Genomic DNA, 24,131 nt, shown 5'->3' with positions numbered 1-24,131 from the left:
GAACAAAGCCCCGGTCAATCAAATTGACACCACTGACAAAGTGAACGAAAGGAATTCCGGACTACCCCAGAATTTCCTTCTTGGGGGCGCGCAAGTCCGCGGCCGGGCGCCGTGGACGGAAAAGCGACCCGCCCCCGCCGCGGACCGCTCCCGCGCGCATCAGAAGGGGGCCCGCGAGGGATCCCGCGACACCCGCGACCAGGACGATCAGCAGCACCCAGCGGACGGCGCCGAGCAGCAGGCCCGGCGTGGTGCCGCCGGTCTCCGCGACGTTGTGGGACGGCGGGGACGCGCTCGGGCCGCCGGTCCCGCCGCTGACGGCGGCCGGGGCCGAGGTGGACGGGGAGGCGCCGCCGGCCGCGGAGCCCGCCGGGGCGCCGGGCGCGGAGCCCGTGGCCCCCGCCGACGAGGAGCCGGTCGAGCCTGCGGCGCCGCCGGTCGTCCCGGTGTCCCCGCTGCCCGCACCGGAGTCGCCGGTGGGCGGCACGCCCGCCACCAGCCGGCCCGCGGCGGTGAGCGCCTGGGCGCGCATCGCCGTGGTCAGGGGCGCGTAGCCGGGGGGCAGCAGCCCGTTGCCGATGCCCGGCGCCTGTCCGGCGCCGGCCGCGTACCGCATCAGGTTGGCGTAGTCGGCGCGGGAGACGGAGTCGAGGCCGGTGGAGGCGGCGGCGTAGGTGACGGAGGTGAGCGGGTAGGCGCCCGCCGTCTTCCGGCCCGGGTCCTGGTCCAGCACACCCGGTACCGCGCCGTCCTTCATCCCCGCCACCGCCTTGCCCAGCGAGTCGGTGGTCGGTGCCACGAACTGGCCGTCGGCGTTGAGGAGTTCGGCGGTGCCGAGGCGGTACGCGGCGGCGGTCGCCGCGTCGGTCAGCCCCAGCATGAAGTAGCTGCCGGGGAGCTGGACGTTCGGGTAGAAGCTCACCGGAATGGAATTGGTGTTCACGCCCATGGAGCCCTTGTTGTTCGCGGACTGCACACGGACGGCGTCATCCTGGAGGTCGTTTCCGTAAGGGTTGACGGTCACCGCGCTGAGCGAAAGGTTCGGGTTCTCCGGGATGGGCACCCACTTCGTCGAGTCCGGTTTCGGGAACTCGCTGAGGGATGTCGTGTCCGGCTGGTTCTCCAGGAAATTCGGGTTGATCTTCATGCCCCACTGGTCCGGCTTGCCCTGGAGGAACGCCTTGGCGTCCCGGTCGGAGTTCAGCCAGCGCCACAGCATGGCGGCGTAGTCGCTCTCCCCCTGCGGCACCTGGAAGCCGGCCCGGCAGCCGTTGAGCACGGAGCCCTGGAATCCGGGGTTGAGCGCCTTGAACTCCGGGTCGTCGTCCACCTTCTGGGGGTTCTTGTCCGTCAGCCTGCCCCGGACGACCTGGCTGTTCGGCCCCGGGATGTCGCACTGGTAGGACTCCGTGAGCATCTTCGCGACGAGCCGCGCGTTGAGCCGCACTCGCGGCACCTGCCGGGAGGACGCTCTCGCCTGGACGTTGAAGGCGATGACGAGTCCGGAGACGGCGACGGGCGCGTGCACGACCGGTGGGCTGCCCGGTGGCGGGACCACCGGGTCCTCGACGAAGCCCAGTTGCCCGTCCGCACCGCCCGCGAGCACCTGCTGCCGGACGAACGACCGCTGGTTCTTGGAGAAGTCGAAGGTGATCTTCTCGCTCGTGCACAGCGAGGGCTGCCAGGACTCCATCGCCTGACGGATCATGTCCGAGCCGACGGTGGGCTGTTCCTTCTGGCCGAGCGTGCAGTAGACCCCGATGGGCTTGAAGTCGAGACGGAAGACGATGCGCTGATCCCAGTTGCTCTGGGACAGCGGCGACGTGCGCAGTCCCGCCGAGGTCCGCGGGACGGTGCCGTCCGGCTCGTGCTCACCGCGCGGTACGACGACGAGCCAGCACGGGGCGGGCTGGGCCCCGGCGGCGGAGCTGCCGCACCCGAGGTAGTCCGCCTCGGTCGTCGTCTTCAGCCGGAAGATCGACTCGCCCGTGCCGTCGGGCCCGGTGGGGACGGCCGCCTGGGCGTTGGTGGTGAGGGGGGAGAAGTACTCGCCCACGTCCTTCGTGGTCTTGCCCGTGACCGCCCGGAACGGCAGGACCTGCCCCGAGGGGGTTGCGGGGACCGTCTCCTTGGGGTCGTCCAGTCCGTCGCTGGAGGAGTCGTAGGCGATGTTGCGCCCCACCGCGACGAACCCCTCGGCGTTGGGGGCGTTCCCCCACTCGCACTGGTCCCGGTCGGGACCGTCGGGCGAGTCTCCCCAGCACTGCATGACCTGGAGGAAGTCGAAGCCGAACTGGCTCTGGCCGGGGGTGGTCGGCTCCCCGCCCGTCCAGGAGACCTTCACGCCCTGCGTGTCCAGGTCCTCGGTCTGGTCGACGGTCACCTTGAGGCCGGAGAAGTCGTCGTACGGCCCCTTCGTACCGGTTTTGGTGACCGCGGAGTCACCGGAGCCTGCGGCCGCGCTGGCCCGTCCGCCCGCCGGGGCGGGGAGCAGGACCAGGCCGACCGCGGCGAGCAGCGCGGTGAGCAGTCCGCCGGTGCGGACGAGCAGCGTGCGGCGCCGCCCGGTGGTGTCATGCGCGCTCATCACGCCTCCCCTTCCCGGTGATCCGGCGGGCGATGGTGGGCGGGGCCAGGACGACGAGCAGGAGCAGCAGCGCCGACAGGCCCATCAGCCAGGTCCGCAGGCCCCCGAAGGGCTCGGAGCCGACGGTGACCTCGGAGGCGGTGACGTCCTGGTCGCCGCCGGTCGTGCCGGTGGAGTCGCCGCTGGCCAGGCCCGTGTCGGGGTCGACCGCGCCGCCGGAGGAGCCGCCCGCGCCGGAGGAGCCGGCCGTGGCGCCCGCGCCGGCGGTGCCGCCGGACGCGCCGCCGTTGGTCGCGCCGCTTCCGGCGGTGGCGCCGCCGTTGGTGGTGCCGGTGCCGTTCCCGGTGCCGCCGGAGCTGCCGTTGCCGCTGCTGCCGCTGATGGGCTTCAGCGGGGTCTTCTGGTTGCTCGCGCCCGCGGTGCCGTCAGTGCACTGGTCGTTGCCGTCCTTGTCGCACGGCTTGGGGAAGGGCGCGTTCTTGACCAGGGTGTTGGTGCCGTCGGTGGAGAAGGTCGGGTTGTGGCAGCCCTTGAGGTCGATGGTCTGGGCCACCGCCCCGGGGACCTTCCTGAGCTGGTCGAAGCCCGCCTGCACGAGGTTGATCGGCAGCGCGGAGTAGCCCAGCGGGTCGGCCTGGGCCTGGCCCTGGCACAGGAAGTAGTAGCCGAAGGCGGCGAGCGTCTTGCCCTTGGCCTCGGTGAGCGGCGATTCCAGCTTGGTCGGCAGGATGATGTAGCTGTAGCTGGACAGCGGGTACGTGCGCGGGTCGCGGAAGGTGTAGACGTCGTCCAGGATCTGCGTCAGGTATTCCGAGGAGCCCTTGTTGGTGTTGATACGGGCCTTGGTCAGCGCGACCGCCACGTTGGAGGCGGTCGGCTCGGTGTAGTAGCCGGCCGCGTTCTCGACCTTCGCGACGGGGAAGCCGCTGGTGAGCGCGTACGAGTATTCGTCGTAGCCGATGGCGCCCTCGGAGTAGTCCTGCCGGATGTAGCCGGACACGCCGAGCGAGCCCTGCTGGGCGATGAAGCCCGTGCCGGGGATCACCGGGAAGTCGGAGGTCTCACCGCAGGGCGTCGGCTTGCCGGCCCGCTTGCAGTAGTCGTTCCACAGCGAGCCCTGCTGCTTGGACATCCAGAGCGTGAACTGGGCGGTGGAGCCCGAGCCCTCGGCGCGGACCACCGGGATGATCTTGCGGCTGGGCAGCGTCAGACGGGGGTTGTCGTGGCGGATCTGCGGGTCGTTCCAGTTCTTGATGGCGCCCGTGAAGATCTTGGCGACGGTGTTGCCGCTCAGCCGCAGGTTGGTGACCCGCTTGCCGCCGATCTTGAGGTTGTACATGAAGGCCGTACCGCCCGCGACGATCGGCATGTACGCGTAGCCGCGTTTCGGCGGAGCCTCCCGCACCCCGAACTCGGTGGTGCCGTAGGGGATCTCGGAGACGCCGAAGTCGGTCACCCCGTCCTTGAACTGCTGGCGGCCCTGCGTGGACGCGTTGTCGTTGTAGCTGACCGTCATGCCGTACTTGTGGACGCTCGCGATCCACTGCTGGATGGCGTTCGCGCTCCATGTCGAGCCCGAGCCGCTGATGCTGGCGTAGGTGTCCGCGTGCGCCGCGGGCTGGCCGAGGGCCAGCAGGGTGCACAGCATCAGGGCGAGGGCCGAGGCCGCCGCCCGTAGTCTCTTCACGATCCGTCAACTCCCTGTGCGGGGTCCTGCTCTGGGCTGGGGGAAGGGGCGGGTGCCGGACCTGCGGGAGCAGGTGCGGGGCCGCGGAGCGCCGCCCGCTCGGCGAACCGCTTCTGGTCGCGGCGGGAGGCGAGCACCCGGCGGTGGGTGGCGCGCCGGGTCAGCTCGCCGGGACCGCGGCCGCCGATCACCCGGGCGATCACGAAGAGGACGAGCACCAGGACCAGCAGCGCGGCCGCGGTGCCGAACCCGCGCGAGATCATGGCCGGTTGGGGGGACTTGACGAACTCGAAGGTGGCCAGCGGCAGCGACACCATCGGCCCGCTGAACGGGTTGAGGTTGGTCACCGCGGTGACGCCCGCGGTCAGCAGCACCGGCGAGGTCTCCCCCACCCCGCGCGCGGTGCCGAGGATGACGGCGGTGGTGAGACCGGACCGCGCGGTGGGCAGCACCACGTGCCACACCGTGCGCCAGCGCGGCGAGCCGAGCGCGTACGACGCCTCCCGCAGGGTGCCGGGCACGAGCCGGATCACCACGTCGGCGGCGCGGATGACGATGGGCAGCATCATCACGGAGATGGCCAGCGACGCCGCCAGGCCGGACAGCGGCACGCCCAGCGCGAGGATCACGGTGGCGTAGATGAACAGGCCGGCGACGATCGACGGCAGCGCGGTCATCGCCTCGACGACCGTGCGCACGAACCGCGCGTAGCGTCCGGGCACCTCGTTGAGGAAGACCGCGCACAGCAGGCCCGCGGGGACGGTCAGGGTCAGCGCGATGGCGATCTGGATCAGGGTGCCGACCATCGCGTGCCGCATACCGCCGGTCGAGAGCGGTTCGAGCGGACCGGCCTTCGTCATGTCCTGCGTGTAGAAGTTCAGGTGCGGGAAGGCCTTGCGGCCGTTCCACAGCGTGTAGACCACGACGAACGCCAGGGCGGTCAGCAGCAGCACCGCCAGGCTGTGCACGATCACCGAGGCGATCCGGTCGCGGACGGCCGGCCCGTCCTCGTCGAAGGACACCAGCAGCGCGTACAGCAGCAGGAAGAGCGCGTACGCGACGACGACGAAGCCGAGGCCGCCGGAGAAGGGCGCAAGGCGGGTGAAGAACAGCCAGGTCAGCGAGAGCGAGGCCGCCGCGGCGCCGGTCACCGCGTAGAGGTCGGTGACGCGGACGGTGCTGGTGGAGCGGCGGCGCTCGGCGGCCGGGGGCCGCTCGCCGCGGGTGGGCAGGGTCGTGGCGCCCGCGGGGCGCGCGTCCGGACCGGGCGGGGACGCGGCGGGGGCGCCCGCCCCCGCCGCGTTCATGGCGTCCGTGGTCATACCGAAGGAACTCCTTGCTCCGCCGATTGCTCGGCTACTCGGCGGTGGCGCCGGAACGGCTGCGGGCGACGATCGTGGAGGCCACGAAGTTGACGACGAGCGTCATGAGGAAGAGCGCGAGGCCCGCGGCCATCAGCGCCGACATCCCGAAGGTGCTGGCCTCCCCGTAGCGCAGGGCGATCAGCGTGGAGACGGAACTGGTGCCGGCCTGGAGGATGTGCGGCTGGATCACGAAGACCGGCGAGATGACCATGTAGACGCCGATGGTCTCGCCCAGCGCCCGGCCCAGGCCCAGCATCGTGCCGCCGATCATGCCGCCCTTGCCGTACGGCAGCACGACCGAGCGGATCATGCCCCAGCGGGTGGCGCCCAGCGCGTAGGCGCCCTCGCGCTCACCGACCGGGGCCTGCGAGAACACCTCGCGGATGATGGAGCAGACGATCGGGGTGACCATCATCGCGACCACGATGCCCGCGATGAAGGTCGAGGCGGTGTAGACGGTCGCGGTGGCCAGCGGGTCGTGCGGATCGGCGTTGGTCACCTTGAACAGCGGGATCCAGCCGAAGTACGTCGCGAGCCAGCGGGCCAGCCCGACGACCTTGCCCTGGAGGAAGAACAGCCCCCACAGGCCGTAGATGACCGAAGGAACCGCGGCCATCAGGTCGATGGTGCTGACGAGTGTGCGGCGCAGCCGGTGCGGGGCGTACTCGGAGATGTAGAGCGCGGTGCCGATCGCCAGCGGCACCGCGATGACCACCGCGACCCCCGCGATCAGCAGGGTGCCGACGATGACCGCCGCGACACCGAAGTTGCGGGCGTCCGGCTCCCAGGCGGCGGTGGTCAGGAAGTGCCACTTGGCCACCTTCAGCGCCTGCCACGCCCGGAACGTCAGGAAGCCGCCGACCAGCAGCATCACGGCCAGCACCAGGCCGCCGCCGCCGCGGGCCACGCCGCGGAACAGCTGGTCGGGCAGCCCCGAGCCGGCGTACAGCCGGCGCGGTCGGTCGCCGGCCGCCTCGGGTCCGAGGTCGGGGGCGGCACCCGCGGTTCGTGCCCGTGTTCGCATTGTCACGGGTTGACGCTCTTGGCAGGCGATGGCCGGGCCGACACGCCAAAGTGAACTGGGGCACCCGTAGGGGCAACTTCCGTTCACCTGAAGGTCCGCACGGGAACGTCACCACCCGCCCGCACCCGACCCGTCGGCCCGCCCGCGCACCCCTCGGCCGGGGTGCAGAACCCCAGCCCACGGGGGCATGATTGCAGTGCGTGACCGTTCGTGAACAAGGGGCAACTTCACGGTGAAGGATGCCGCGGGCCCGCTGTGATGCAGGCCTTAACTATCACTTGACCCATACATTGCCCGTGCTGCACGACTCTCGCGCGGGGCGTGGGAGCGGCTTCGTGGCGCGGCATCGGTGCCGCGCCACGTCTGTCAGGGTGGGGTGGGGCAATGACAGGGGACATCGGGGGTGCCGGGACCCGGGGGGCGGGTACGCGGTGCCAGGTCGACATCAACGAGGACGGCTGGTTCTCGTGGCGGTTGACCGCCAACAACGGCCGGGTCATCGCGCTGGGCGCACAGGCGTACCCGGCCGACGACGAGTGCAAGGCCGCCTTCGAGACGCTGTGCGCGCGCCCGGAGGGGCTGGCCGGGGGGGTGCAGCACGCCGCCGAGTCCAACGGCTGGGTGTGGCGGCTGCGCGGTCCGGACGGGCAGGTGCAGGCGGTCTCGGCGCGCGCCTACGAGCGGCACTCGACGTGCCAGTCGGCGTACGAGCGCTTCCGCGTGCTGCTGCTGGGCCTCGGCGCCGCCGAGGCCGTCCCGTGGGGGGATTCCGCGTGACGCGGCTCAGCTGATGGCGGACAGCACGATCAGCACCACCAGGCCCGCGAGAGCCGGGGCGAGGACCTCCCAGCACCAGCGGACCTGCGGGGCCGACTCGGGGGCCGCCGGACCGGCCGCGCTCTCGCGGGCCTCGGCCAGCTCGCGCAGCTCGCTGAGCGCCTGGTCCGACCACGCCCGGATCGTCGGGTCGGCGCCGGGGACCGGGGTGGGGCGGCGGCCGTAGGGCGGCCGGCCCCCGGGGCGGCCGGGGGTGAACGCGTCGTCGCCCGCGGCCTTCGCCCGCGCGTCCTGCCGCGCCGCCCGCTTGCGGGCGCGCAGCGAGACCGGGATCGCCCAGAGCTGGTACTTCTTGCCGCCGGCCAGCAGCTCGGTGCTGTACGACGAGCGCACGCCGTCCACCCCGGTCCACGGCACGGTGACGGTACGGAAGGGGTTGCGCACCCGGATCCGCTCGGAGTTCGCGAAGACGGCCGGGCGCAGGGTGAGGGCGATGATGATCGGCAGGGCGAGCAGCAGTCCGGCGATGGCGAACCACGGGGTGTGGCCCTTGCCGTGGACGATGGCGTCGCCGCCGAGCCAGCAGGCGACGACCAGCAGCCCGACCCCGCCGATCATCCCGGCCATGGAGCGGTAGGCCCGGTCGGCGTACGCGGGCTGTTCCGGGCCGCCGCCGTCCGGCGGGCTCGGGCGGTCGGACCTGGGACTCGTCATAAGGACCGATTGTGCCCGACGCCCACTGCCCGCCGGGCCACGACCCGGTTGCGTTCCCGTCTCGACCGGTGGCGCACCCGGGCCCGGCGGTCCGCGGCCGTCTCCGTCAGACCGCGAGCCGGCGGACCGTCGTCAGCCCGCCGGCCAGCAGGATCACCGCCACCGCGGCCAGAACGGCGGGGAAGAGCGCGGTGACGGTGAAGAAATGGGCGACCCGGGTCCAGCCGTGCACCCAGGTGACGACCGCGGCGGCGAGGGTGAGCAGCACGCCCTGCGCACCGGCGAAGGAGACCGTGCCGATGAGCCCGGCGCGCCGGAAGACCAGGCCGTACCACATGCCGTAGGCGAAGAGCATGACGAAGGCGGCCGCGGCGCCGAGCCAGGTCTGCCACCAGGAGCCGTCGAGGACGCCGGGGACCCGGAAGTAGGCCATGTTCATGCCCCATCCGTCGGTCGCGCGCTCGGCGGCCTGGCCGATCGCGACGGCGGCGCCGAAGCACACCGCGAGCGCGACGGCCAGCAGCGTGGCGCCCAGGAAGTACGTACGGCGGCTGACGCCGAGCGCGAGGCCGAACGGCAGGGACTGGGCGACGGTCTGGATGCCGATCCCGAAGACGACCAGGAAGACCGCGGCCAGCCCGCCCACCCAGCGGTGGCTGGCGTGGCCCGCGGGGGTGAGCCGGAGGATCACGACGTCCAGGACGAAGGCGAAGGCGGCCCACGCCCACGGCAGGACGAGGTACGTGAAGCGGTCCAGCAGCAGATAGCGGACGACGGTCAGGACGGGCGACAGGCCCGGCACGGACACCCCGGGCATGGTGGCGGACACGCTGGTGGACCAGGTCGTGGGCATGGTCAGACCGTCCCTGCGGAGGAGAGGGTGGCGCGGCTGCCGCTGTCGGCGGCGTGCATCGCGAGCTGCTGGAGGGTGAGGGGGCGCAGGTCGAGCCGCAGATGCTCGGCGAGCTGGCGGTCGCGCTCGTCCAGGCGGCCGGCCATGACGGCGGTCGTCCGCCCGGCCAGCGCGCGGCGGCTGAGCGTGGTGCGGTCGGCGACGAAGCGCTCGACGCCGGGGGTCGGGCCGGTCACGGTGACGGCGTTGCCCCGCAGGTCGTCGGTGAGGGCGTCCAGGACGAGCCGCCCGTGGTCGAGGACGAGGACGCGTTCCAGCAGGTCGGCGACCTCGTCGATGAGGTGGGTGGACAGCACGATGCAGCGCGGGTGGGCGGTGTAGTCGGCCAGCAGGTGCCGGTAGAACATGTCCCGCACCACCGCGTCGAGCCCGGCCACCGGCTCGTCGAAGAGCGTCACCTCGGCGTGCGCGGCCAGGCCCAGGATGATGCCGAGGGCCGCGCGCATACCGCGGGAGAGCTTCTTGACGCTGCGGTCCGGCGGCAGCTCGTACGCCTCCAGCAGCTCGGCGGCCAGCTCCGCGTCCCACCGCGGGTGGAAGAGCGCACCGGCCGCGAGCGCCTGGCGGACCTTCAGGTCGGGGTACGTCTGGTCCTCGCGGATGAGGGTCATCCGGCGCAGCACGGCGTCGTTCTCGACCGGGTCGGCGCCCAGGACGCGGACGGTCCCGGCGGAGACGAAGTCCTGTCCGGCCAGCGACCGCAGCAGCGTGGTCTTGCCCGCCCCGTTACGGCCGAGCAGCCCGACGATGCAGGGGCCGTGGACGTCGGCGGTGACACCGGACAGCGCCTCGTGGCCGCCCGCGCCGCCGAACCGCCGGGTGACACCGGCGAGCGAGATGACGGCGGGGCCGGTCACCGCGGGCTCCCCGCGGTGAGGCCGACCGCGCCCCGCTCGTCGCGCACCAGCGCGAGCAGCTCCGGCTCGTCGAGCCCGAGCCGCGCGGCCTCGACGACCAGCGGCCGCACGAACCGGTCGGCGAACTCCCGGCGGCGCGCGGTGAGCAGCCGCTCGCGCGCGCCCTTCGCGACGAACATCCCCACCCCGCGCCGTTTCTCCGCGAGCCCGTCCTCGACGAGCGAGGTCAGCGCGCGGGCGGCGGTCGCCGGGTTGACCCGGTGGAAGGCGGCGAGCTCGTTGGTGGACGGGATCCGCTCGTCCTCCCCGAGGCCGCCGTCGGCGATCTGGTCCGCGAGGTCGGCGGCGATCTGGGCGAAGAGCGGCCCGCCGGTGTCCGGAGCTGGTGCCATGAGCTGGGCTCCCTGGGGTGCGTTGGTTTGTTGGTTCACTAACATACCACCGCACCGGTGAAGTAGTCCCCTAGTGGGCCAGCCCTCTGTCACGCAGCCGCCCGAGCACCGCGTCCGCGGTCTCCTCCGCGGTGAGCCCGCCGGAGTCGAGGACGTTCTCCTCGTACGGGCCGAGGTCGGCGAAGCCGTCGTAGATCCCGCCGAGGACCTCCCGGTCGGTGAGCGGATGCCCCGGGCGCGTCGTCCCCCGCCCGAGCGCGGTCTCCCGGTCGGGCCGCAGCACCACGTACTCCAGCCCGACCCCCGCCGCCTCGGCCGCCTCCCGGTAGGCGCCCAGGAACCACGGCCCGATCACCCCGTCGACGACGACGTGGTAGCCCCCCGCCGCGTACCCGGCCGCCGCCCGCGCGATGACCCCGGTGACCACCTCGTTCTGCCGCTCCGCCCCCGGCAGATAGGGCGCCACGAACCCCTGCGCGATCGCCGCGTAGAAATCGTCCGTGTGCAGATGCACGGCGGGCGACAGCCTGCTCCCGGCCAGAATCCGCGCGACCGTGCTCTTCCCCGCCCCGGAGGGCCCGCTCACCACGATGATCTCCATCCCCCCACCGTAGGGCGGCCCCCCAACGCGCGGCGCTCCACGGAGGGATGCGCCCCCAGGCGAAGCCCGGGGGGGGGAGAGAGAGAACGGAGCGACAAGCCCTCGACGGCGAGAAGGTCCCGCCGCGGGCGGCAAGCCCCTCCCCGGAGGGAACCCCGCACGGCGGGACGCTCCCGCCACGGCCCCCCACCCCCCCCGGGGGGTAGCCGCACCGCTACGCGCGTAGATATGCTGGGCTGGTGACCATGCCCAAAGTTCTCCCCTCCCACGCCCCCGGCGCACCCGCCCGCCTCGCCGGCATGGCGGACGTCACCGCCTCGGACGCCGCCCTGCGAAGGTTCCTGCACGGGCTGCCCGGCGTCGACGCCGTCGGTCTGGAGGCCCGCGCCGCGGGCCTCGGCACGCGGTCGATCAAGACGACCGCGAAGGCGTACGCCATCGACCTGGCCATATCGATGATCGACCTCACGACGCTGGAGGGCGCCGACACCCCCGGCAAGGTGCGGGCGCTGTGCGCGAAGGGCCGCCGCCCCGACCCCACCGACGCGAGCACCCCGCACGTCGCGGCGATCTGCGTCTACCCGGACATGGCGGCCGTCGCCCGCGACGCGCTGGGCGCGGATTCCGGTATCGCGGTCGCGTCCGTCGCGACGGCCTTCCCGGCGGGCCGCACCAGCCTGCCGGTCAAGCTCGCGGACACCGCGGACGCGGTCGCCGCCGGAGCCGACGAGATCGACATGGTCATCGATCGCGGCGCCTTCCTGGCCGGGCGCTACCTCCAGGTGTTCGAGGAGATCCGCGCGGTCAAGCAGGCCTGCGCGCGGCCCGACAAGACGTCCGCCCATCTCAAGGTGATCTTCGAGAACGGCGAGCTGGCGACGTACGACAACATCCGCCGCTGCTCGTGGCTGGCGATGCTGGCCGGTGCGGACTTCATCAAGACCTCCACCGGCAAGGTCGCCGTCAACGCGACACCGCCGAACACGCTGCTGATGCTGGAGGCGGTGCGCGACTTCCGCGACGCGGTCGGCGTGCAGGTCGGGGTGAAGCCCGCGGGCGGCATCCGGACGTCCAAGGACGCGATCAAGTACCTGGTCATGGTCAACGAGACGCTCGGCGACGACTGGCTCTCCCCGCAGTGGTTCCGCTTCGGCGCCTCCAGCCTGCTCAACGATCTGCTGATGCAGCGGCAGAAGCTCAGGACCGGCCGCTACTCCGGCCCCGACTACGTCACGGTGGACTGATCGCGATGACCGACAACCTCTTCCCGTACGCCCCCGCGCCCGAGTCGCGCGCGATCGTCGATCTGGCCCCGTCCTACGGCCTGTTCATCGACGGAGAGTTCGCCGAGGCCGCCGACGGGCGGGTCTTCAAGTCCGTCTCGCCGTCGAGCGAGGAGGTGCTCGCCGAGGTCGCCCGCGCGGGCGAGGCGGACGTGGACCGCGCCGTCGCCGCCGCGCGCAAGGCCTTCCCGGCGTGGAGCGCGCTGCCGGGCGCCGAGCGCGGCAAGTACCTCTTCCGGATCGCGCGCATCCTCCAGGAGCGCTCGCGCGAGCTGGCCGTCCTCGAATCGCTCGACAACGGCAAGCCGATCCGCGAGACCCGGGACGTCGATCTCCCGCTGGTGGCGGCGCACTTCTTCTACTACGCCGGGTGGGCGGACAAGCTCGCGTACGCCGGTTTCGGCCCGGACCCGCGGCCGCTGGGCGTCGCGGGCCAGGTCATCCCGTGGAACTTCCCGCTGCTGATGCTGGCCTGGAAGATCGCCCCGGCGCTCGCCACCGGCAACACGGTGGTGCTCAAGCCCGCGGAGACCACGCCGCTGTCGGCGCTGTTCTTCGCCGACATCTGCCGCCAGGCCGGGCTGCCGCGCGGTGTCGTCAACATCCTTCCCGGGTACGGCGACGCGGGTGCCGCGCTCGTCGCGCACGAGGGCATCGACAAGGTCGCCTTCACCGGTTCGACGGAGGTCGGCCGGGCGATCGCCCGCGGGGTCGCGGGCACCCGCAAGAAGGTCACGCTCGAACTCGGCGGCAAGGCCGCCAACATCGTCTTCGACGACGCCCCGATCGACCAGGCCGTCGAGGGCATCGTCAACGGCATCTTCTTCAACCAGGGCCATGTGTGCTGCGCGGGCTCGCGCCTGCTGGTGCAGGAGTCCGTGCAGGACGAGCTGCTGGACGCGCTGAAGCGGCGGATGGCGCAGCTGCGGGTCGGCGATCCGCTGGACAAGAACACCGACATCGGCGCGATCAACTCCGCCGAGCAGCTCGCCCGGATCACCGCGCTGGCCGAGGCGGGCGAGGAGGAGGGCGCCGAACGCTGGGCGCCCGCGTGCGAACTGCCCTCGTCCGGCTACTGGTTCGCCCCGACGCTCTTCACGGGCGTGACGCAGGCGCACCGTATCGCCCGCGAGGAGATCTTCGGCCCGGTGCTGTCCGTGCTGACCTTCCGCACCCCGGCGGAGGCGGTCGAGAAGGCCAACAACACGCCGTACGGGCTGTCCGCGGGCATCTGGACGGAGAAGGGTTCGCGCATCCTGTCGATGGCGAACAAGCTGCGGGCCGGGGTGGTGTGGGCGAACACCTTCAACAAGTTCGACCCGACGTCGCCGTTCGGCGGTTACAAGGAGTCCGGCTACGGACGCGAAGGTGGCCGGCACGGCCTGGAGGGATACCTCGATGTCTGACGAAACCAGGCGGCTCACCGTCTTCAAGACCTACAAGCTGTACGTGGGCGGCAAGTTCCCGCGTTCCGAGAGCGGCCGGGTGTACGAGGTGGCGGACTCCAAGAGCGGCGGGTGGCTGGCCAACGCGCCGCTCGCGTCCCGCAAGGACGCGCGGGACGCGGTCGTCGCGGCGCGCAAGGCGGTGCCCGGCTGGTCGGGCGCGACGGCGTACAACCGGGGCCAGGTCCTCTACCGCGTCGCGGAGATGCTGGAGGGGCGGCGCGAGCAGTTCGTGCGCGAGGTCGGCGAGGCGGAGGGGCTGTCGAAGTCCCGGGCCGCGGCGGCGGTGGACGCGGCGGTCGACCGCTGGGTCTGGTACGCGGGCTGGACCGACAAGATCGCCCAGGTCGCCGGCGGCGCCAACCCGGTCGCGGGCCCCTTCTTCAACCTCTCCACGCCCGAACCGACGGGTGTGGTCGCGGTGCTGGCCCCGCAGGACTCCTCGCTGCTCGGCCTGGTCTCCGTGCTGGCCCCGGTCATCGCGACCGGGAACACCGCGGTGGTCGTGGCCTCCGAGCGGGCGCCGCTCCCGGCGCTGAGCTTCGGTGAGGTCCTGGCCTCCTCCGACGTCCCCTCCGGCGTGGTGAACGTCCTGTCCGGCCGCACCGCCGAACTGTCCGCGCCGCTGGCCGCGCACGGGGACGTCAATGCCCTGGACCTGACCGGGGCCTCCCCGGAGCTGGCCACGGAGCTGGAGATCTCCGCGGCCGACACCCTCAAGCGTGTCCGCCGCCCGTCCCCCGAGGACTGGACGGCGGACCCGGGCACGTCCCGTCTGACGGCCTGGCTGGAGACGAAGACGGTCTGGCACCCGATCGGCGTCTGAGACGCCTGCGGGCAGCCCCGGACCTTCCTCCTCGCCGTGCCGTCAGTGCGGCAGCAGCCCGGTCGCCGGGCCGACGAGGGGGAGGGTGCCCAGGGAGCCGCCGTGGGTGACGGGGTCGGTGAGCGCGGTCGTCGAGACGGGCTTGAAGTCGGCGACCTGTGAGCCGAGTCCGTTGTCCAGCGGATCGACCCCGGTGTTGGACAGCGGGTCGAGGGTGAGGTTGCGCACGGGGGCGACCGCCGGGCCCAGGGCCGCCGTCACCGCCGAGGTCGGCAGGGCGTCCAGCTCGGAGGCGACGTCGGGGACACCGGCGGCCGCCGGGGCGGCGGCGACCGCGGCGGTGGCCGGGGCGATGACCGCGGCGGCGGCGGTCATGGTGAGCGCGAGGGCGGTACGCAGTGAGGGCATCGGGACACCTGGGCCTTGCTCGGGGAGGTACGTCGTTGCGTGCTCAGCGTAGCCGATCGGGTGCGGAGGGTGTCCTGTCGCCTGTGGACAGGACTGCGGGGCGCCGTCCACCTGCGGTGTCGCCGGGTGGACGCGGACCGTAGTTATGGGACCGGGCGGGAGCGTACCGGCGGGCATGCCGGACAATGGTTTGCCGTGAGTTCATTTCCCGCCCGTGTGATCCTGCTGGCCGGGCCGTCCGGCTCGGGTAAGACCACACTCGCCGCGCGTTCCGGGGTGCCCGTGCTCGGGCTCGACCACTTCTACAAGGACGAGGACGACCCGACGCTGCCGCGGCTGCCCGGCGGCGCGGGCGACTGGGACGCGCCCGCGTCCTGGAACGCCGACGCGGCGGTGGCCGCGATCACCGCGCTGTGCACGCGCGGCGTCGCGGACACACCGGTCTACGACATCGCCACCAGTTCGGCGACCGGCGTCACCCGGCTCGACCTCGACGGCTCGCCGGTCTTCGTCGCCGAGGGCATCTTCGCCGCCGAGATCGTCGGCCGGGTCCGCGAACTCGGCCTGCCCGTCGATGCGGTGTGCCTGCGCGGCCGTCCCTCGACGACGGCCTGGCACCGCTTCGTCCGCGACATCCGCGAGGGCCGCAAGTCGGTCCCCTTCCTGCTGCGCAGGGGCTGGCACCTCTACCGCACCGAGCGCGCGATCGTCGCCCGCCAGCTCGCGCTGGGCTGCGTCCCCTGCGACTTCACCGGGGCCCTGGCCCGCATCCTCGCCCCCGAGGCGGTGACGACCGCGCAGGCCGCATGAGCCCCACCAGGGGGCGGACCGTCAGCCCTTGCGCAGCGTCAGCGCGCCGTTCGACGTCGAGAGGTCCAGGCGGTAGGTGGCCGAGGGGTCGTCGGCGATGTCCACCTTCTTGTCGGCGTTGGACGTCTTCGCCGAGACCTTGTAGGCGGCGGGCGCCGCGGTCACGGTGACGCGGGCGTTGGAGGTGTGGACGCGGACGTCCTGCGGGGTCGGCGTCGTCACGGTGACCGCGCCGTTCGACGACTGCGCGTCCACACCGCCCTTGGTGCCCGTGACGTTCACCGCGCCGTTGGACGTGCGCACCTTCACCGCGCCGGAGGCGCCCGCGACGGTGATCTTCCCGTTGCTGGAGTGCACGTCGGCGGTGCCCACGTTCGTGAGCGTGATCGCCCCGTTGGAGGTGCCGCCCGCGACCGCCAGCCCGGCGGGCACGGTGACGACGTAGTCGGCGCCGCAGTTGTGCCCGCAGCCGGACAGCCACAGCACGCCCTTGTCCACGTGCGAGGTCGCGCCCGGCTTGTCCCCGCGGTAGTGCACCTCGCGGTGCACGGACACCGACCCGGCCGTTCCCGAACCCTCCACCTTCACCGAGCCGTTGCTGTCGTCGAGGTGGATCGCGGTGATCTTCTCCGTCACCTTGGTGTCGTCCGTCGCCGTCTTCGACCGCACCGCGTCGCACGCCGCCAGCCCGCCGACGGTGAGCGCGGCCACTGCCGCGCCGGTGAGGATGCGCTGGTGTACGCGTGCCATGAGTTCTCCCCGTGAAGGACCTGCCGACTGATCGGATGCCCCGATCGTAGGCAGCCCCCACCTCCGCTTTCGCTGGGGAGAACCCCCCGAAAACTCCCCCGGCCCGCCCCCCGGGTGCACGACCGGGCCCGTCAGCCGCGCCACCTCACGACGGCCTCGCCCGCGACTGAGCCGACACCCGCGGCGGCGCGGTCAGTGCGCCGCGCCCAGCTCCGCCTCCTCGGCGCGCGACTCCTCCTCGGCCTCCCTGACGTGCTCCTCCACCCGGGCGGCGGGGAGCCGGACGCGGAGGGCGAGCAGGTACACGATCGCGGCGAGCGCCAGGTTGACCACGAAGCCCCAGCCGAGGCCGATCCAGCCGCGCCCGCCGTCGTAGTCGCCCGCCCAGCTCGCCAGGGCGAGGCCGCCGAGCCACGGCAGCGACCAGGTGGCGCCCGCGCGCAGGTCGAGCTTCGGGGCACGGTCGCCGCCGGTGACTTCGAGGACGGCCAGCAGCACGAACCCGATGCCGATGGTGGCGAAGAGCTTCCAGTTGGTGTTCCAGCCGGCCCAGTAGACGATCAGGTTCGACGAGTACAGGCCGAGGAACGGGATGATGTCGCCGCCCGGAACGCGGAAGACCCGCGGGCGGTCAGGCAGTTGACGGCGCATCGCGGCCAGCACCAGCGGGCCGGACCCGAAGGACAGCACGGTCGCCGAGGTGATGAAGCCGACCAGCTGCTGCCAGCTGGGGAAGGGCAGGAAGACGATCAGGCCGATCACGAACGTCACGACCAGGCTCACCAGCGGCGCCCCGCGCGACGTGGTGCGCGCCAGCGCCTCCGGGGCGTTGCGGTTGCGGCCCATCGCGTAGGAGATGCGCGCGGTCACGGTCGTGTAGATCAGCCCGGTGTCGGCCGGTGAGATCACCGCGTCCACGTACAGCAGGTACGCCAGCCAGCCCAGGCCGATGGCGCTGGAGATCGCGGCGAGCGGCCCGAAGTCGTCGGTGAACTGCAGGTTCAGCCAGCCGTGCGACGCGGCGAGGTCGTGCCCGGGGACGGCGCCGAGGAAGGCGGCCTCCAGCGCTATGTAGATCACCGCGGTGACGGCCACCGACCCGATGACGGCGAAGGGCACGTTGCGCTTGGGGTTGTCCGTCTCACCGGCCAGCTCGATCGCCTGCCGGAAGCCGAGGAAGGAGAAGGTGATCCCCGCGGTGGAGATGGCGGTGAAGACGCCCTTGCCGCCGCCGGGCGCGAAGCCGCCGTACTCGTGGGCGTGGAAGTTGTGCCCGTGGAAGGACGTGACCAGGAACGCCACCACCACCAGCAGGATGATGCCGAGCTTCCACCACACCAGGACGTTGTTGACCCGGGCGAACCAGCGGATGCCGAAGTAGTTCAGCGCCACGAAGAAAGCCATGGCCACCACCGCGACCGCGTATCCGAGACCGGTCAGGGTGTGGGTGTCGGTGCTCGGGTGCGCGACCGTGAAGTCCGCCCACTTCGTCGCGTACTGCAACGCGCCCTCGACCTCGATGGGCGCGACCGTCGCGGCGGCGATCCAGGTGATCCAGCCCATCGTGTAGCTCGCGAAGGACCCGAACGACAGGTGCGGGAAGCGCACCACACCGCCCGACAGGGGGAACATCGTGCCCAGCTCGGCGAAGCACAGCCCGATGAGCAGGATCATCACGGCGGCGAGCGCCCACGAGAACACCGAGGCCGGTCCCGCCTCCCGGGCCGCGTTCAGCGCGCCGAACAGCCACCCGGAGCCGATGATCGACCCCACGCACGCGAAGAGCAGGCTCACCCGCCCCAGATCCCGCCGCAGCGTCGGCTTCCCCGGCGACTCCGCCGCGCCCCGCGGTTGTGCGGATGTCTCACTCATACGACCACCTTGCCTTCGCGCCCCAGCGGCCCCGGGACCGCTCACCTGCCCCAGATCCCCCGCACTCCCTACGAAGGCGGCCTGCCCGGGGTTGGCCCGGACATGCCTCACCGGCACACGACCGGCACTTCCGGCACGCGCACGATCTTCACAGGGGCGATGCCCGGCGTTTACGGTCCACCGTGGCGATCACCCCTGATCGCCCACACGTGTGACCCGTTCACGGGAGGGACCTCCATGACAACAACGCCACCGCGCCGCCGTACGGCACGGCGTCTTGCCGTACCACTGACGGCCGCCGCCATCGCCCTCGGCGTCGCCACCGCGACCGCCACACCGGCCGCGGCCAGCAACAGCTACAACGGCCACCTCTACATCGAGGGCTCCGGCACCCCGGGCGACGACCTCAACGACGAGGGCGCCGTCAACACGACCACCAACACGGTGTCCACCGTGACCTGCTTCTGGCAGAACATCCTCTACGTCGACAACTACCTGCCCATCACGGGCATCGACGGCTCCTTCGGCCCGCAGACCAAGGCCGCCACGATCAAGTGGCAGAACGACCACGGCCTGACCGGGGACGGCTCCGCGGGCAAGGCCACGTTCGCCGCGGCCCAGGCCAAGTTCAACAAGAACTTCCACTGGGAGACCACGACCAACGGGATGTACTGGATCGGCATCCGCCAGGCGGACCAGGGCAGCGCCGACCTGGAGATCTCCCGCCCCTTCGACGGCGGCACCTGGTCCTTCGTCAACAGGCGCACCGGCAAGACGGTGAACACGGCATACAACATCAACCTCTGCTGACCCCTCAGGCCCGCCGGGACTGCCGCCCCTCCCTCCCAACCACACGCCGGCAGCCCTCGGCGGGCCCCCGCGCCCCCACCCACCGTGGACGGCCCGCGGACCACAACAGCCGGTGGCACGCGCGCGTGCGCGCCTACGTCGAGGCGGGCATGCGGATCGGCAGAACCGGACGGAACGCAGATCAACCGTGAGGTCGTCGAGGGCGACATCGAGCCCTACCGGCGGTGGAAACGCATCGCCACCGAGGCGGCCGTCCCGTTCGCCGACTACGTGAAAGCCCACGGTGACACTGGACCCTGAAGAGCTGGGCAGGTCCAAGAAGGACTTGGCGGAGACCCTCAGAGCGCCGCGGAAGCGGGCCGGCCTCACCGGGGACCGGCTCGCCCGTCGTTGCGCCATGAGCCAGAGCAAAATCTCCAAACTGGAGACCGGCAGGATCACGCCGAGCCTCACCGACGTCGAGGCCGTCCTCACGGCGCTCCACGCCTCACCGGCTGAGATCGCCGAGGCCATCGCCCTCGCCCGCATGGCGAACACCGAATGGCAGGACAAGCGTTCGTCCTGGCGTCGAGGTCTGGAAAAGCGGCAGAACGAATTGGCGTCACTCGAATCCGCAGCCACCGAGTTGCGGTACTTTCTGCCCGCGATGATCACGGGCCTGCTTGCCACACGGAAGTACATCCGCGCCAGTCTCGCCCACTCCCCGGGCGACAACGCGAGGACGGTCGCAAAGAAGACCGAACGCCAGGCGGTTCTCAACGACAGGTCGAAATCCTCCACCTTCCTCCTCACGGAGCAGGCCGTACGGTGGGCGATCGTGCCGCCGCCCGCCATGGCCGCACAGATCGCACGCCTGGTGTCGCTGTCCCGCCGCCCGAACCTCCGTATCGGAGTTCTTCCCCACACCACACAGCCGGTACGTGGACCGCTGAACACCTTCACGGTGTACGACAGCCGACTGGCGACGGTCGAGCCCTTCACCGGACGTATCGTCTTCCAAGACCCCCGGGATGTCGCACAGCACCTGGAGATATTCGCCGCATACGAACAGGCCGCCTCGTTCGGCGACGACCCCCGGCCACATCGGCGCCCTCATCGGGCGGGCCGTCGCCCAGGGCTGACCCGCTCGGCCGGCGGTAGGCCGGGACTCAGGAAGCGCCCTTGCGCAACGACGCGATGAGGTGGTCGAGGTTCCCCCGCGCCGTGTGTGTGCGGATCGGGTCGATGTAGTCGCGTGACTCGATGATCTGACCGTCCCGCACACGCATGACGAAGATGCAGGGCACCTTGGCCGTGGAGTCGTCCGGCAACGTGAACTCGTAAGCGAACTCGGCGACGATCACTTCAGGGTCGGCGGTCTCGTGGACGAGGACATCGACGACACTCCTCTTCGGCAAGGACTCCCGAGCTTCCGGAGGCACCGCGAAGTGCTCCAGGAGCGCCTGCCGGCTCGTCAACGGCTCGGACTCGGGCGTCGCCATCGGATGCCGGACATCGGTGACCTCGCCATACAGATGAGGCAATTCGCTCGATTTCCCGTCGGCGACCCCGTGGACAAGCCGGAGAAACACCTCGCGCGGACTCAGACTCACAAGACCCCCCACGTCATACGCACAGACAGCTGACGACCATTATCGCCTGATGCGGGCCCCTACCGCGGACTGTCTCGACGAACAGCAGCTCGCCCGTTCGACGCCGTTCGTGGCACGGGACGCCTGCATGCGAGCTTTGCCCGGGAAGTGCTTCTTCAACGGCAACGGGCGGGAATCTCCGTGGATCTCGGCGTCGCGGGAAACAGGGCCGCTGGTGAAAGGCCGGGGCTAGGATCCACCGCGGGAACGCGGGATCACGCCGGACGATCAGCGGAAGGTGATGCAATTTGCGCGCGGAAAACGAGGGCGGCGGAGCATCCGCCATACGTCGTCGCACTCTCCTCAGAACGGGTACGGGTATCGCGGCCGCCGTCGCGGGGGGCGGGCTGTCGCTCTTCGCGGCCCAGTCGGCGTCCGCCAAGGTCGGGACGTCGCAGCGCTTCAACCTCAAGGGCAATGGCGACACGTTCTTCGTCAACGCCCCGCTCCACCAGCCCTACTGGGCCATGCAATCCTTCGCCTTCGACCACGTCTACGGCCACATCTACGCCGTGCAGACGGCGGTCGGCAGCGCCAACGGCGACCTCTGGGTGACCAGGACCGACATGGCCGGTCAGGTCCTGGGCTCCATGGCCATCCACGGGTTCGACCACGGCTCGAACATCGCCATCGAGCCGGACACGTACGGCTCCCCGTACATGTGGGTCCCCGGCGACTGGCGGAAACTGCATCCCGAAAACCCCAAGGACAAACCCAACAGCCACACCATCGCCCGTTTCAAGTACGCCGACGGCGGCGTTCTCGCCTACAAGGACGCGGCGGTCAGAAAGTTCCCCATCCAGCTCCCCGACTTCGACGACTGCCCGAGACCGTCGATCGACCCGTACACCAACCGGATCCTGCTGCGGTACATGGGGAAAACCACCCCGTGGCGCCTCGCGCTGTTCGACCTTCCCAGCGTCCTCAGCAAGGGCTTCGTCGGCGACACCCCGCTCCCCCTCCTCGCCGAGCGCGAACTCCCCAGCAACACCGACCTCGGACTCACCGGCGGCGACCTCTTCCAGGGCGTGACCGCCTACGGCCAGTACGCGTACCTCCTCTACGGAGGCCCGCCGGACACCACTTCGGCCCCGGCCAACCCGTCCTACGTGGTCACGCTCGACATGAACAACACCGGGACGTCGTGCAAGGAGGTCTTCGCGACCCACGCGGGCGACAACGTCATCCCCGGCCGCGAGCCCCAGGGAATCGCGATCTACCGCTCGCCGACCGGCCCGCAGCTCGCCTTCGGCTTCTCCAGCAAGTACGACGCCGACAGCCCCACGCAATTCCGCTCGACCATCTTCTACAAGACCGACCTCATGAACTGACCGGCCGGGTCAGGCGGTGGGGTCGTCGTCCCCGCGGGGCGCGGCGGCGCCGGGCGCATCGAGGATGCCCGCGTCCGCCCCGTCGCCCATTGCCATCTCGACGAACTCCGCGTGCTCCACGCAGCAGTAGCGCAGGAGGCGCCAGCGGGGGAGGTAGTTGGGGTGGTCCGCGTAGCGCATGGCGACCTCCACCAGGCGGTTCCAGTCCCGCTGGAGGCAGTTGCGCACGTTCTGCACGAGCCCGGACTTGTGGATGTCCCCTTCCAGGATCTCCAGTTCCCACGTGCTCGCGAGGTCCGACAGATCACGCCCCGCGGTCGCGATGACCTCCACCAGGCAGTCGGCGGCCCACCGCGCTTCCGTGCCCTCGGGCTGACGCGCGGCGACCTCGCCAAGCCGCGCCACGAGGAAGTCGTGCAGCGGGGCCATGTCCGCCACGCGGAGGTCGTCGGAGAACTCCAGGATCGCCACCGGGGCGAGCTTCTCGTCGTCGCCGGGGTGGTCGTAGTAGCGCATGCGGAATCCCTCTCCGGGCTGAACCGCCTTCAGGCGGCGGGCAGTTCGCCGTCCCGGACGGCGGCGACGAAGTCCGCCCACGCGGTGGGCGTGAACGACAGGGCGGGGCCCGACCTGTCCTTGGAGTCCCGGACGGGGACGGTGCCGGGGACGTTGACGGCGACCTCGACACAGTTGCCGCCGTTGTCGCTGTGGGAGGACGTGAACCAGCGCGGGGCGGGGTCGGTGCTCATCACGGAGGGTCCTCTCGTCGTCACCAAGTACCGTTCCGTGGGCGATTGTTCCGTGTTGCGGGGCACGCCGAAAGACCCCGCGAGGTCGACGTGACCGCGGGGCCCTCGGGATGACTCACACGCTGGGGATGTCCCCGTTCCGCACCGCCGCCACGAAAGTCGCCCACGCGGTGGGCGTGAACGCGAGGGCGGGGCCGGTGATGTCCTTCGAGTCCCGGACGGGGATCGTGCCGGGGACGTTCACCGCGACCTCGACGCAGGCGCCGCCGTTGTTGCTGTACGAGGACTTGAACCAGCGGGGGGAGTCGTTCGTCGTCGTCACGAGATGCCCTTTCGTATCTCCTGGATCATGGCCACCGTGTCCGCTTGGGACAGAGCTTCGGCCTGTAGTTGATGGTAGGCCGTCAGCATGGGCAGGACTGACGGCGTTTCACGGTCCAGGTGGCCTCGCGTCTGGGACTCGGCGTAGGCGAGTACCGAACGGTCCGGCAGAGTCAGCAGGTAGAGCGGCAGGTCGAACGGGCGACGCTCGCCCGCCTCGAACGGGATCACCTGGAGCACCGTGGACGGCCTTGCCGCGTACACCACCAGTTGATCAAGCTGCCCGGCCATGACCTCCGGGCCGCCGACCATCCGGCGGATGCAGCTCTCGTCCATCACGACGAACATCATCGGTGGGTTGAGGTGCACCAGCGCCGCCTGGCGCTCCGCGAGGAACGCCAGGCGTTCCTCGGCATGCTCCCGGGTGATCGTCTCGCGCCGCACGGCGCTGTCGGCCAGCACGCGTGCGTAGCCGGGCGTCTGCAACAGGCCGGGAACGATGCCGATCTCGTACAGACGGATCTCGGTCGCCCGCCCCTCGTATCCGACGTACTCCGGGAAACCCTCCAGCAGGGCTCCGTTGCGCAATTCCCGCCACAAACGTTCGAACTTGTCGCCCGTCCCCAGAGCGCGGTCCGAACTTGTCGAGAACCGCAAAGTTGGCAGTTTGCGGGCAGTTTCCACAGCAGAGATGTGGGATCCGGTGTACCCCATCTCTGCGGCCAACTCGTCTTGCGTCCAGCCCCGCTGCTCTCGTGACGTGCGCAGATGCACGCCGAACGATGCGCGGGGCGATTTTCCTGGCTCCAACTCCTTGCGATTCACAGGGGCCTCGCCAACTTTCCGTGCGCGATTGACCAGTTGAACGCGTTGCTGACGATGAGTCAGTCTGAACGCCTCGGTAGCGATTCTGCTACGGAGAGACATCGACACGCCCGGAAATGACTGATCTCCAGAGACTCCCGGCAAGGAATGGATT

Annotated in this window: 25 protein-coding genes; 8 read left to right on the top strand and 17 right to left on the bottom strand. The window is 71.1% G+C overall.

Features of this window, described 5'->3' with window-relative positions; translation table 11 throughout:
- Positions 1-61 precede the first annotated feature (61 nt).
- Genes ACWERV_RS25265 through pstC form a run of 4 tightly spaced genes read right to left on the bottom strand, consistent with a single transcriptional unit; the run spans position 62 to position 6,662 of the window.
- A complete protein-coding gene (locus tag ACWERV_RS25265; RefSeq protein WP_452936968.1) occupies positions 62-2,587 on the bottom strand; it encodes a hypothetical protein in 2,526 nt (841 codons plus the stop codon).
- Positions 2,574-4,274, bottom strand: coding sequence for a phosphate ABC transporter substrate-binding protein PstS (locus ACWERV_RS25260; protein ID WP_452936966.1), 1,701 nt, complete (start codon positions 4,272-4,274; stop codon positions 2,574-2,576). Before ACWERV_RS25260 ends, ACWERV_RS25265 begins: the two co-directional genes overlap by 14 nt.
- Positions 4,271-5,596 carry a phosphate ABC transporter permease PstA gene (pstA, locus tag ACWERV_RS25255; RefSeq protein ID WP_398184788.1) on the bottom strand — a complete coding sequence of 442 codons (1,326 nt, stop codon included), beginning with the start codon at positions 5,594-5,596 and terminating at the stop codon, positions 4,271-4,273. Before pstA ends, ACWERV_RS25260 begins: the two co-directional genes overlap by 4 nt.
- 34 nt (positions 5,597-5,630) lie before the next feature.
- Positions 5,631-6,662, bottom strand: coding sequence for a phosphate ABC transporter permease subunit PstC (gene pstC, locus ACWERV_RS25250; RefSeq protein WP_398185823.1), 1,032 nt, complete (start codon positions 6,660-6,662; stop codon positions 5,631-5,633).
- 384 nt (positions 6,663-7,046) lie between these two features.
- Here pstC and ACWERV_RS25245 point away from each other — a divergent pair, with 384 nt between their 5' ends.
- Positions 7,047-7,439 (top strand): hypothetical protein, encoded by a 393-nt coding sequence (locus tag ACWERV_RS25245; RefSeq protein ID WP_452936963.1) that lies wholly within the window; start codon positions 7,047-7,049, stop codon positions 7,437-7,439.
- A gap of 6 nt (positions 7,440-7,445) precedes the next feature.
- Here the strand turns inward: ACWERV_RS25245 and ACWERV_RS25240 are convergent, their stop codons facing one another.
- From ACWERV_RS25240 to ACWERV_RS25220, 5 genes are all read right to left on the bottom strand, one after another.
- Positions 7,446-8,153 (bottom strand): PH domain-containing protein, encoded by a 708-nt coding sequence (locus ACWERV_RS25240; RefSeq protein ID WP_452936960.1) that lies wholly within the window; start codon positions 8,151-8,153, stop codon positions 7,446-7,448.
- A gap of 106 nt (positions 8,154-8,259) precedes the next feature.
- On the bottom strand, positions 8,260-9,006 hold the full coding sequence (locus tag ACWERV_RS25235; RefSeq protein ID WP_398184797.1) for a hypothetical protein: 747 nt from the start codon (positions 9,004-9,006) through the stop codon (positions 8,260-8,262).
- Positions 9,007-9,008: 2 nt separating this feature from the next.
- On the bottom strand, positions 9,009-9,923 hold the full coding sequence (locus tag ACWERV_RS25230) for an ATP-binding cassette domain-containing protein (protein ID WP_452936957.1): 915 nt from the start codon (positions 9,921-9,923) through the stop codon (positions 9,009-9,011).
- The gene (locus tag ACWERV_RS25225; RefSeq protein WP_452936954.1) at positions 9,920-10,315 is read right to left on the bottom strand and encodes a GntR family transcriptional regulator; all 396 of its coding nucleotides are present in this window, start codon (positions 10,313-10,315) and stop codon (positions 9,920-9,922) included. Before ACWERV_RS25225 ends, ACWERV_RS25230 begins: the two co-directional genes overlap by 4 nt.
- A gap of 70 nt (positions 10,316-10,385) precedes the next feature.
- The gene (locus ACWERV_RS25220; protein WP_452936951.1) at positions 10,386-10,916 is read right to left on the bottom strand and encodes an AAA family ATPase; all 531 of its coding nucleotides are present in this window, start codon (positions 10,914-10,916) and stop codon (positions 10,386-10,388) included.
- A 245-nt stretch (positions 10,917-11,161) separates the two neighbouring features.
- On the opposite strand from ACWERV_RS25220, the gene deoC reads away from it, so the two are divergent.
- From deoC to ACWERV_RS25205, 3 genes are read left to right on the top strand one after another with little or no spacing between them, the layout of a single operon-like run.
- A complete protein-coding gene (gene deoC / locus ACWERV_RS25215) occupies positions 11,162-12,160 on the top strand; it encodes a deoxyribose-phosphate aldolase (protein ID WP_398185826.1) in 999 nt (332 codons plus the stop codon).
- A gap of 5 nt (positions 12,161-12,165) precedes the next feature.
- Entirely contained in the window at positions 12,166-13,605 is a 1,440-nt protein-coding gene (locus ACWERV_RS25210; RefSeq protein ID WP_452936948.1) for an aldehyde dehydrogenase family protein, read from the top strand.
- Positions 13,598-14,470 (top strand): aldehyde dehydrogenase family protein, encoded by an 873-nt coding sequence (locus ACWERV_RS25205; RefSeq protein WP_452936946.1) that lies wholly within the window; start codon positions 13,598-13,600, stop codon positions 14,468-14,470. The genes ACWERV_RS25210 and ACWERV_RS25205 overlap by 8 nt, the downstream gene beginning before the upstream one ends.
- Before the next feature lie 42 nt (positions 14,471-14,512).
- On the opposite strand, the gene ACWERV_RS25200 is transcribed toward ACWERV_RS25205, so the two are convergent.
- A complete protein-coding gene (locus ACWERV_RS25200; RefSeq protein ID WP_452936943.1) occupies positions 14,513-14,878 on the bottom strand; it encodes a hypothetical protein in 366 nt (121 codons plus the stop codon).
- A 195-nt stretch (positions 14,879-15,073) separates the two neighbouring features.
- Between ACWERV_RS25200 and ACWERV_RS25195 the strand changes: the two genes are divergently transcribed.
- On the top strand, positions 15,074-15,688 hold the full coding sequence (locus tag ACWERV_RS25195) for a uridine kinase family protein (RefSeq protein WP_398184817.1): 615 nt from the start codon (positions 15,074-15,076) through the stop codon (positions 15,686-15,688).
- Positions 15,689-15,709: 21 nt separating this feature from the next.
- Here ACWERV_RS25195 and ACWERV_RS25190 read toward each other — a convergent pair whose 3' ends face one another.
- Together ACWERV_RS25190 and ACWERV_RS25185 are read right to left on the bottom strand one after the other, a co-directional pair.
- Positions 15,710-16,438, bottom strand: a complete 729-nt coding sequence (locus ACWERV_RS25190) for a DUF4097 family beta strand repeat-containing protein (protein WP_452936938.1) — start codon at positions 16,436-16,438, stop codon at positions 15,710-15,712.
- Between the two features lie 192 nt (positions 16,439-16,630).
- Positions 16,631-18,310, bottom strand: a complete 1,680-nt coding sequence (locus ACWERV_RS25185; protein ID WP_452936936.1) for an APC family permease — start codon at positions 18,308-18,310, stop codon at positions 16,631-16,633.
- 237 nt (positions 18,311-18,547) lie between these two features.
- Between ACWERV_RS25185 and ACWERV_RS25180 the strand changes: the two genes are divergently transcribed.
- Positions 18,548-19,120, top strand: a complete 573-nt coding sequence (locus tag ACWERV_RS25180) for a peptidoglycan-binding domain-containing protein (protein ID WP_452936933.1) — start codon at positions 18,548-18,550, stop codon at positions 19,118-19,120.
- Positions 19,121-19,403: 283 nt separating this feature from the next.
- On the top strand, positions 19,404-20,300 hold the full coding sequence (locus ACWERV_RS25175; RefSeq protein ID WP_452936930.1) for a helix-turn-helix domain-containing protein: 897 nt from the start codon (positions 19,404-19,406) through the stop codon (positions 20,298-20,300).
- On the opposite strand, the gene ACWERV_RS25170 is transcribed toward ACWERV_RS25175, so the two are convergent.
- Positions 20,269-20,712 (bottom strand): nuclear transport factor 2 family protein, encoded by a 444-nt coding sequence (locus ACWERV_RS25170; RefSeq protein ID WP_452936927.1) that lies wholly within the window; start codon positions 20,710-20,712, stop codon positions 20,269-20,271. The genes ACWERV_RS25175 and ACWERV_RS25170 overlap by 32 nt on opposite strands.
- Before the next feature lie 287 nt (positions 20,713-20,999).
- Here ACWERV_RS25170 and ACWERV_RS25165 point away from each other — a divergent pair, with 287 nt between their 5' ends.
- The gene (locus ACWERV_RS25165) at positions 21,000-22,082 is read left to right on the top strand and encodes a phage baseplate protein (RefSeq protein ID WP_452936924.1); all 1,083 of its coding nucleotides are present in this window, start codon (positions 21,000-21,002) and stop codon (positions 22,080-22,082) included.
- 9 nt (positions 22,083-22,091) lie between these two features.
- Here ACWERV_RS25165 and ACWERV_RS25160 read toward each other — a convergent pair whose 3' ends face one another.
- The 4 genes from ACWERV_RS25160 to ACWERV_RS25145 all read right to left on the bottom strand — a co-directional run bounded on the left by ACWERV_RS25160 (position 22,092) and on the right by ACWERV_RS25145 (position 23,977).
- Complete coding sequence (locus tag ACWERV_RS25160; RefSeq protein ID WP_452936921.1) at positions 22,092-22,598, bottom strand: hypothetical protein; 507 nt, start codon at positions 22,596-22,598, stop codon at positions 22,092-22,094.
- Positions 22,599-22,627: 29 nt separating this feature from the next.
- On the bottom strand, positions 22,628-22,831 hold the full coding sequence (locus tag ACWERV_RS25155; RefSeq protein ID WP_452936918.1) for a DUF397 domain-containing protein: 204 nt from the start codon (positions 22,829-22,831) through the stop codon (positions 22,628-22,630).
- A gap of 115 nt (positions 22,832-22,946) precedes the next feature.
- Positions 22,947-23,153, bottom strand: coding sequence for a DUF397 domain-containing protein (locus ACWERV_RS25150; protein WP_452936915.1), 207 nt, complete (start codon positions 23,151-23,153; stop codon positions 22,947-22,949).
- Complete coding sequence (locus ACWERV_RS25145; protein ID WP_452936911.1) at positions 23,150-23,977, bottom strand: helix-turn-helix domain-containing protein; 828 nt, start codon at positions 23,975-23,977, stop codon at positions 23,150-23,152. The genes ACWERV_RS25150 and ACWERV_RS25145 overlap by 4 nt, the downstream gene beginning before the upstream one ends.
- Positions 23,978-24,131: the final 154 nt, after the last annotated feature.

The sequence above is a fragment of the Streptomyces sp. NPDC004031 genome (genome assembly GCF_053604375.1).
This window is presented reverse-complemented; position numbering and strand designations above follow the sequence as displayed.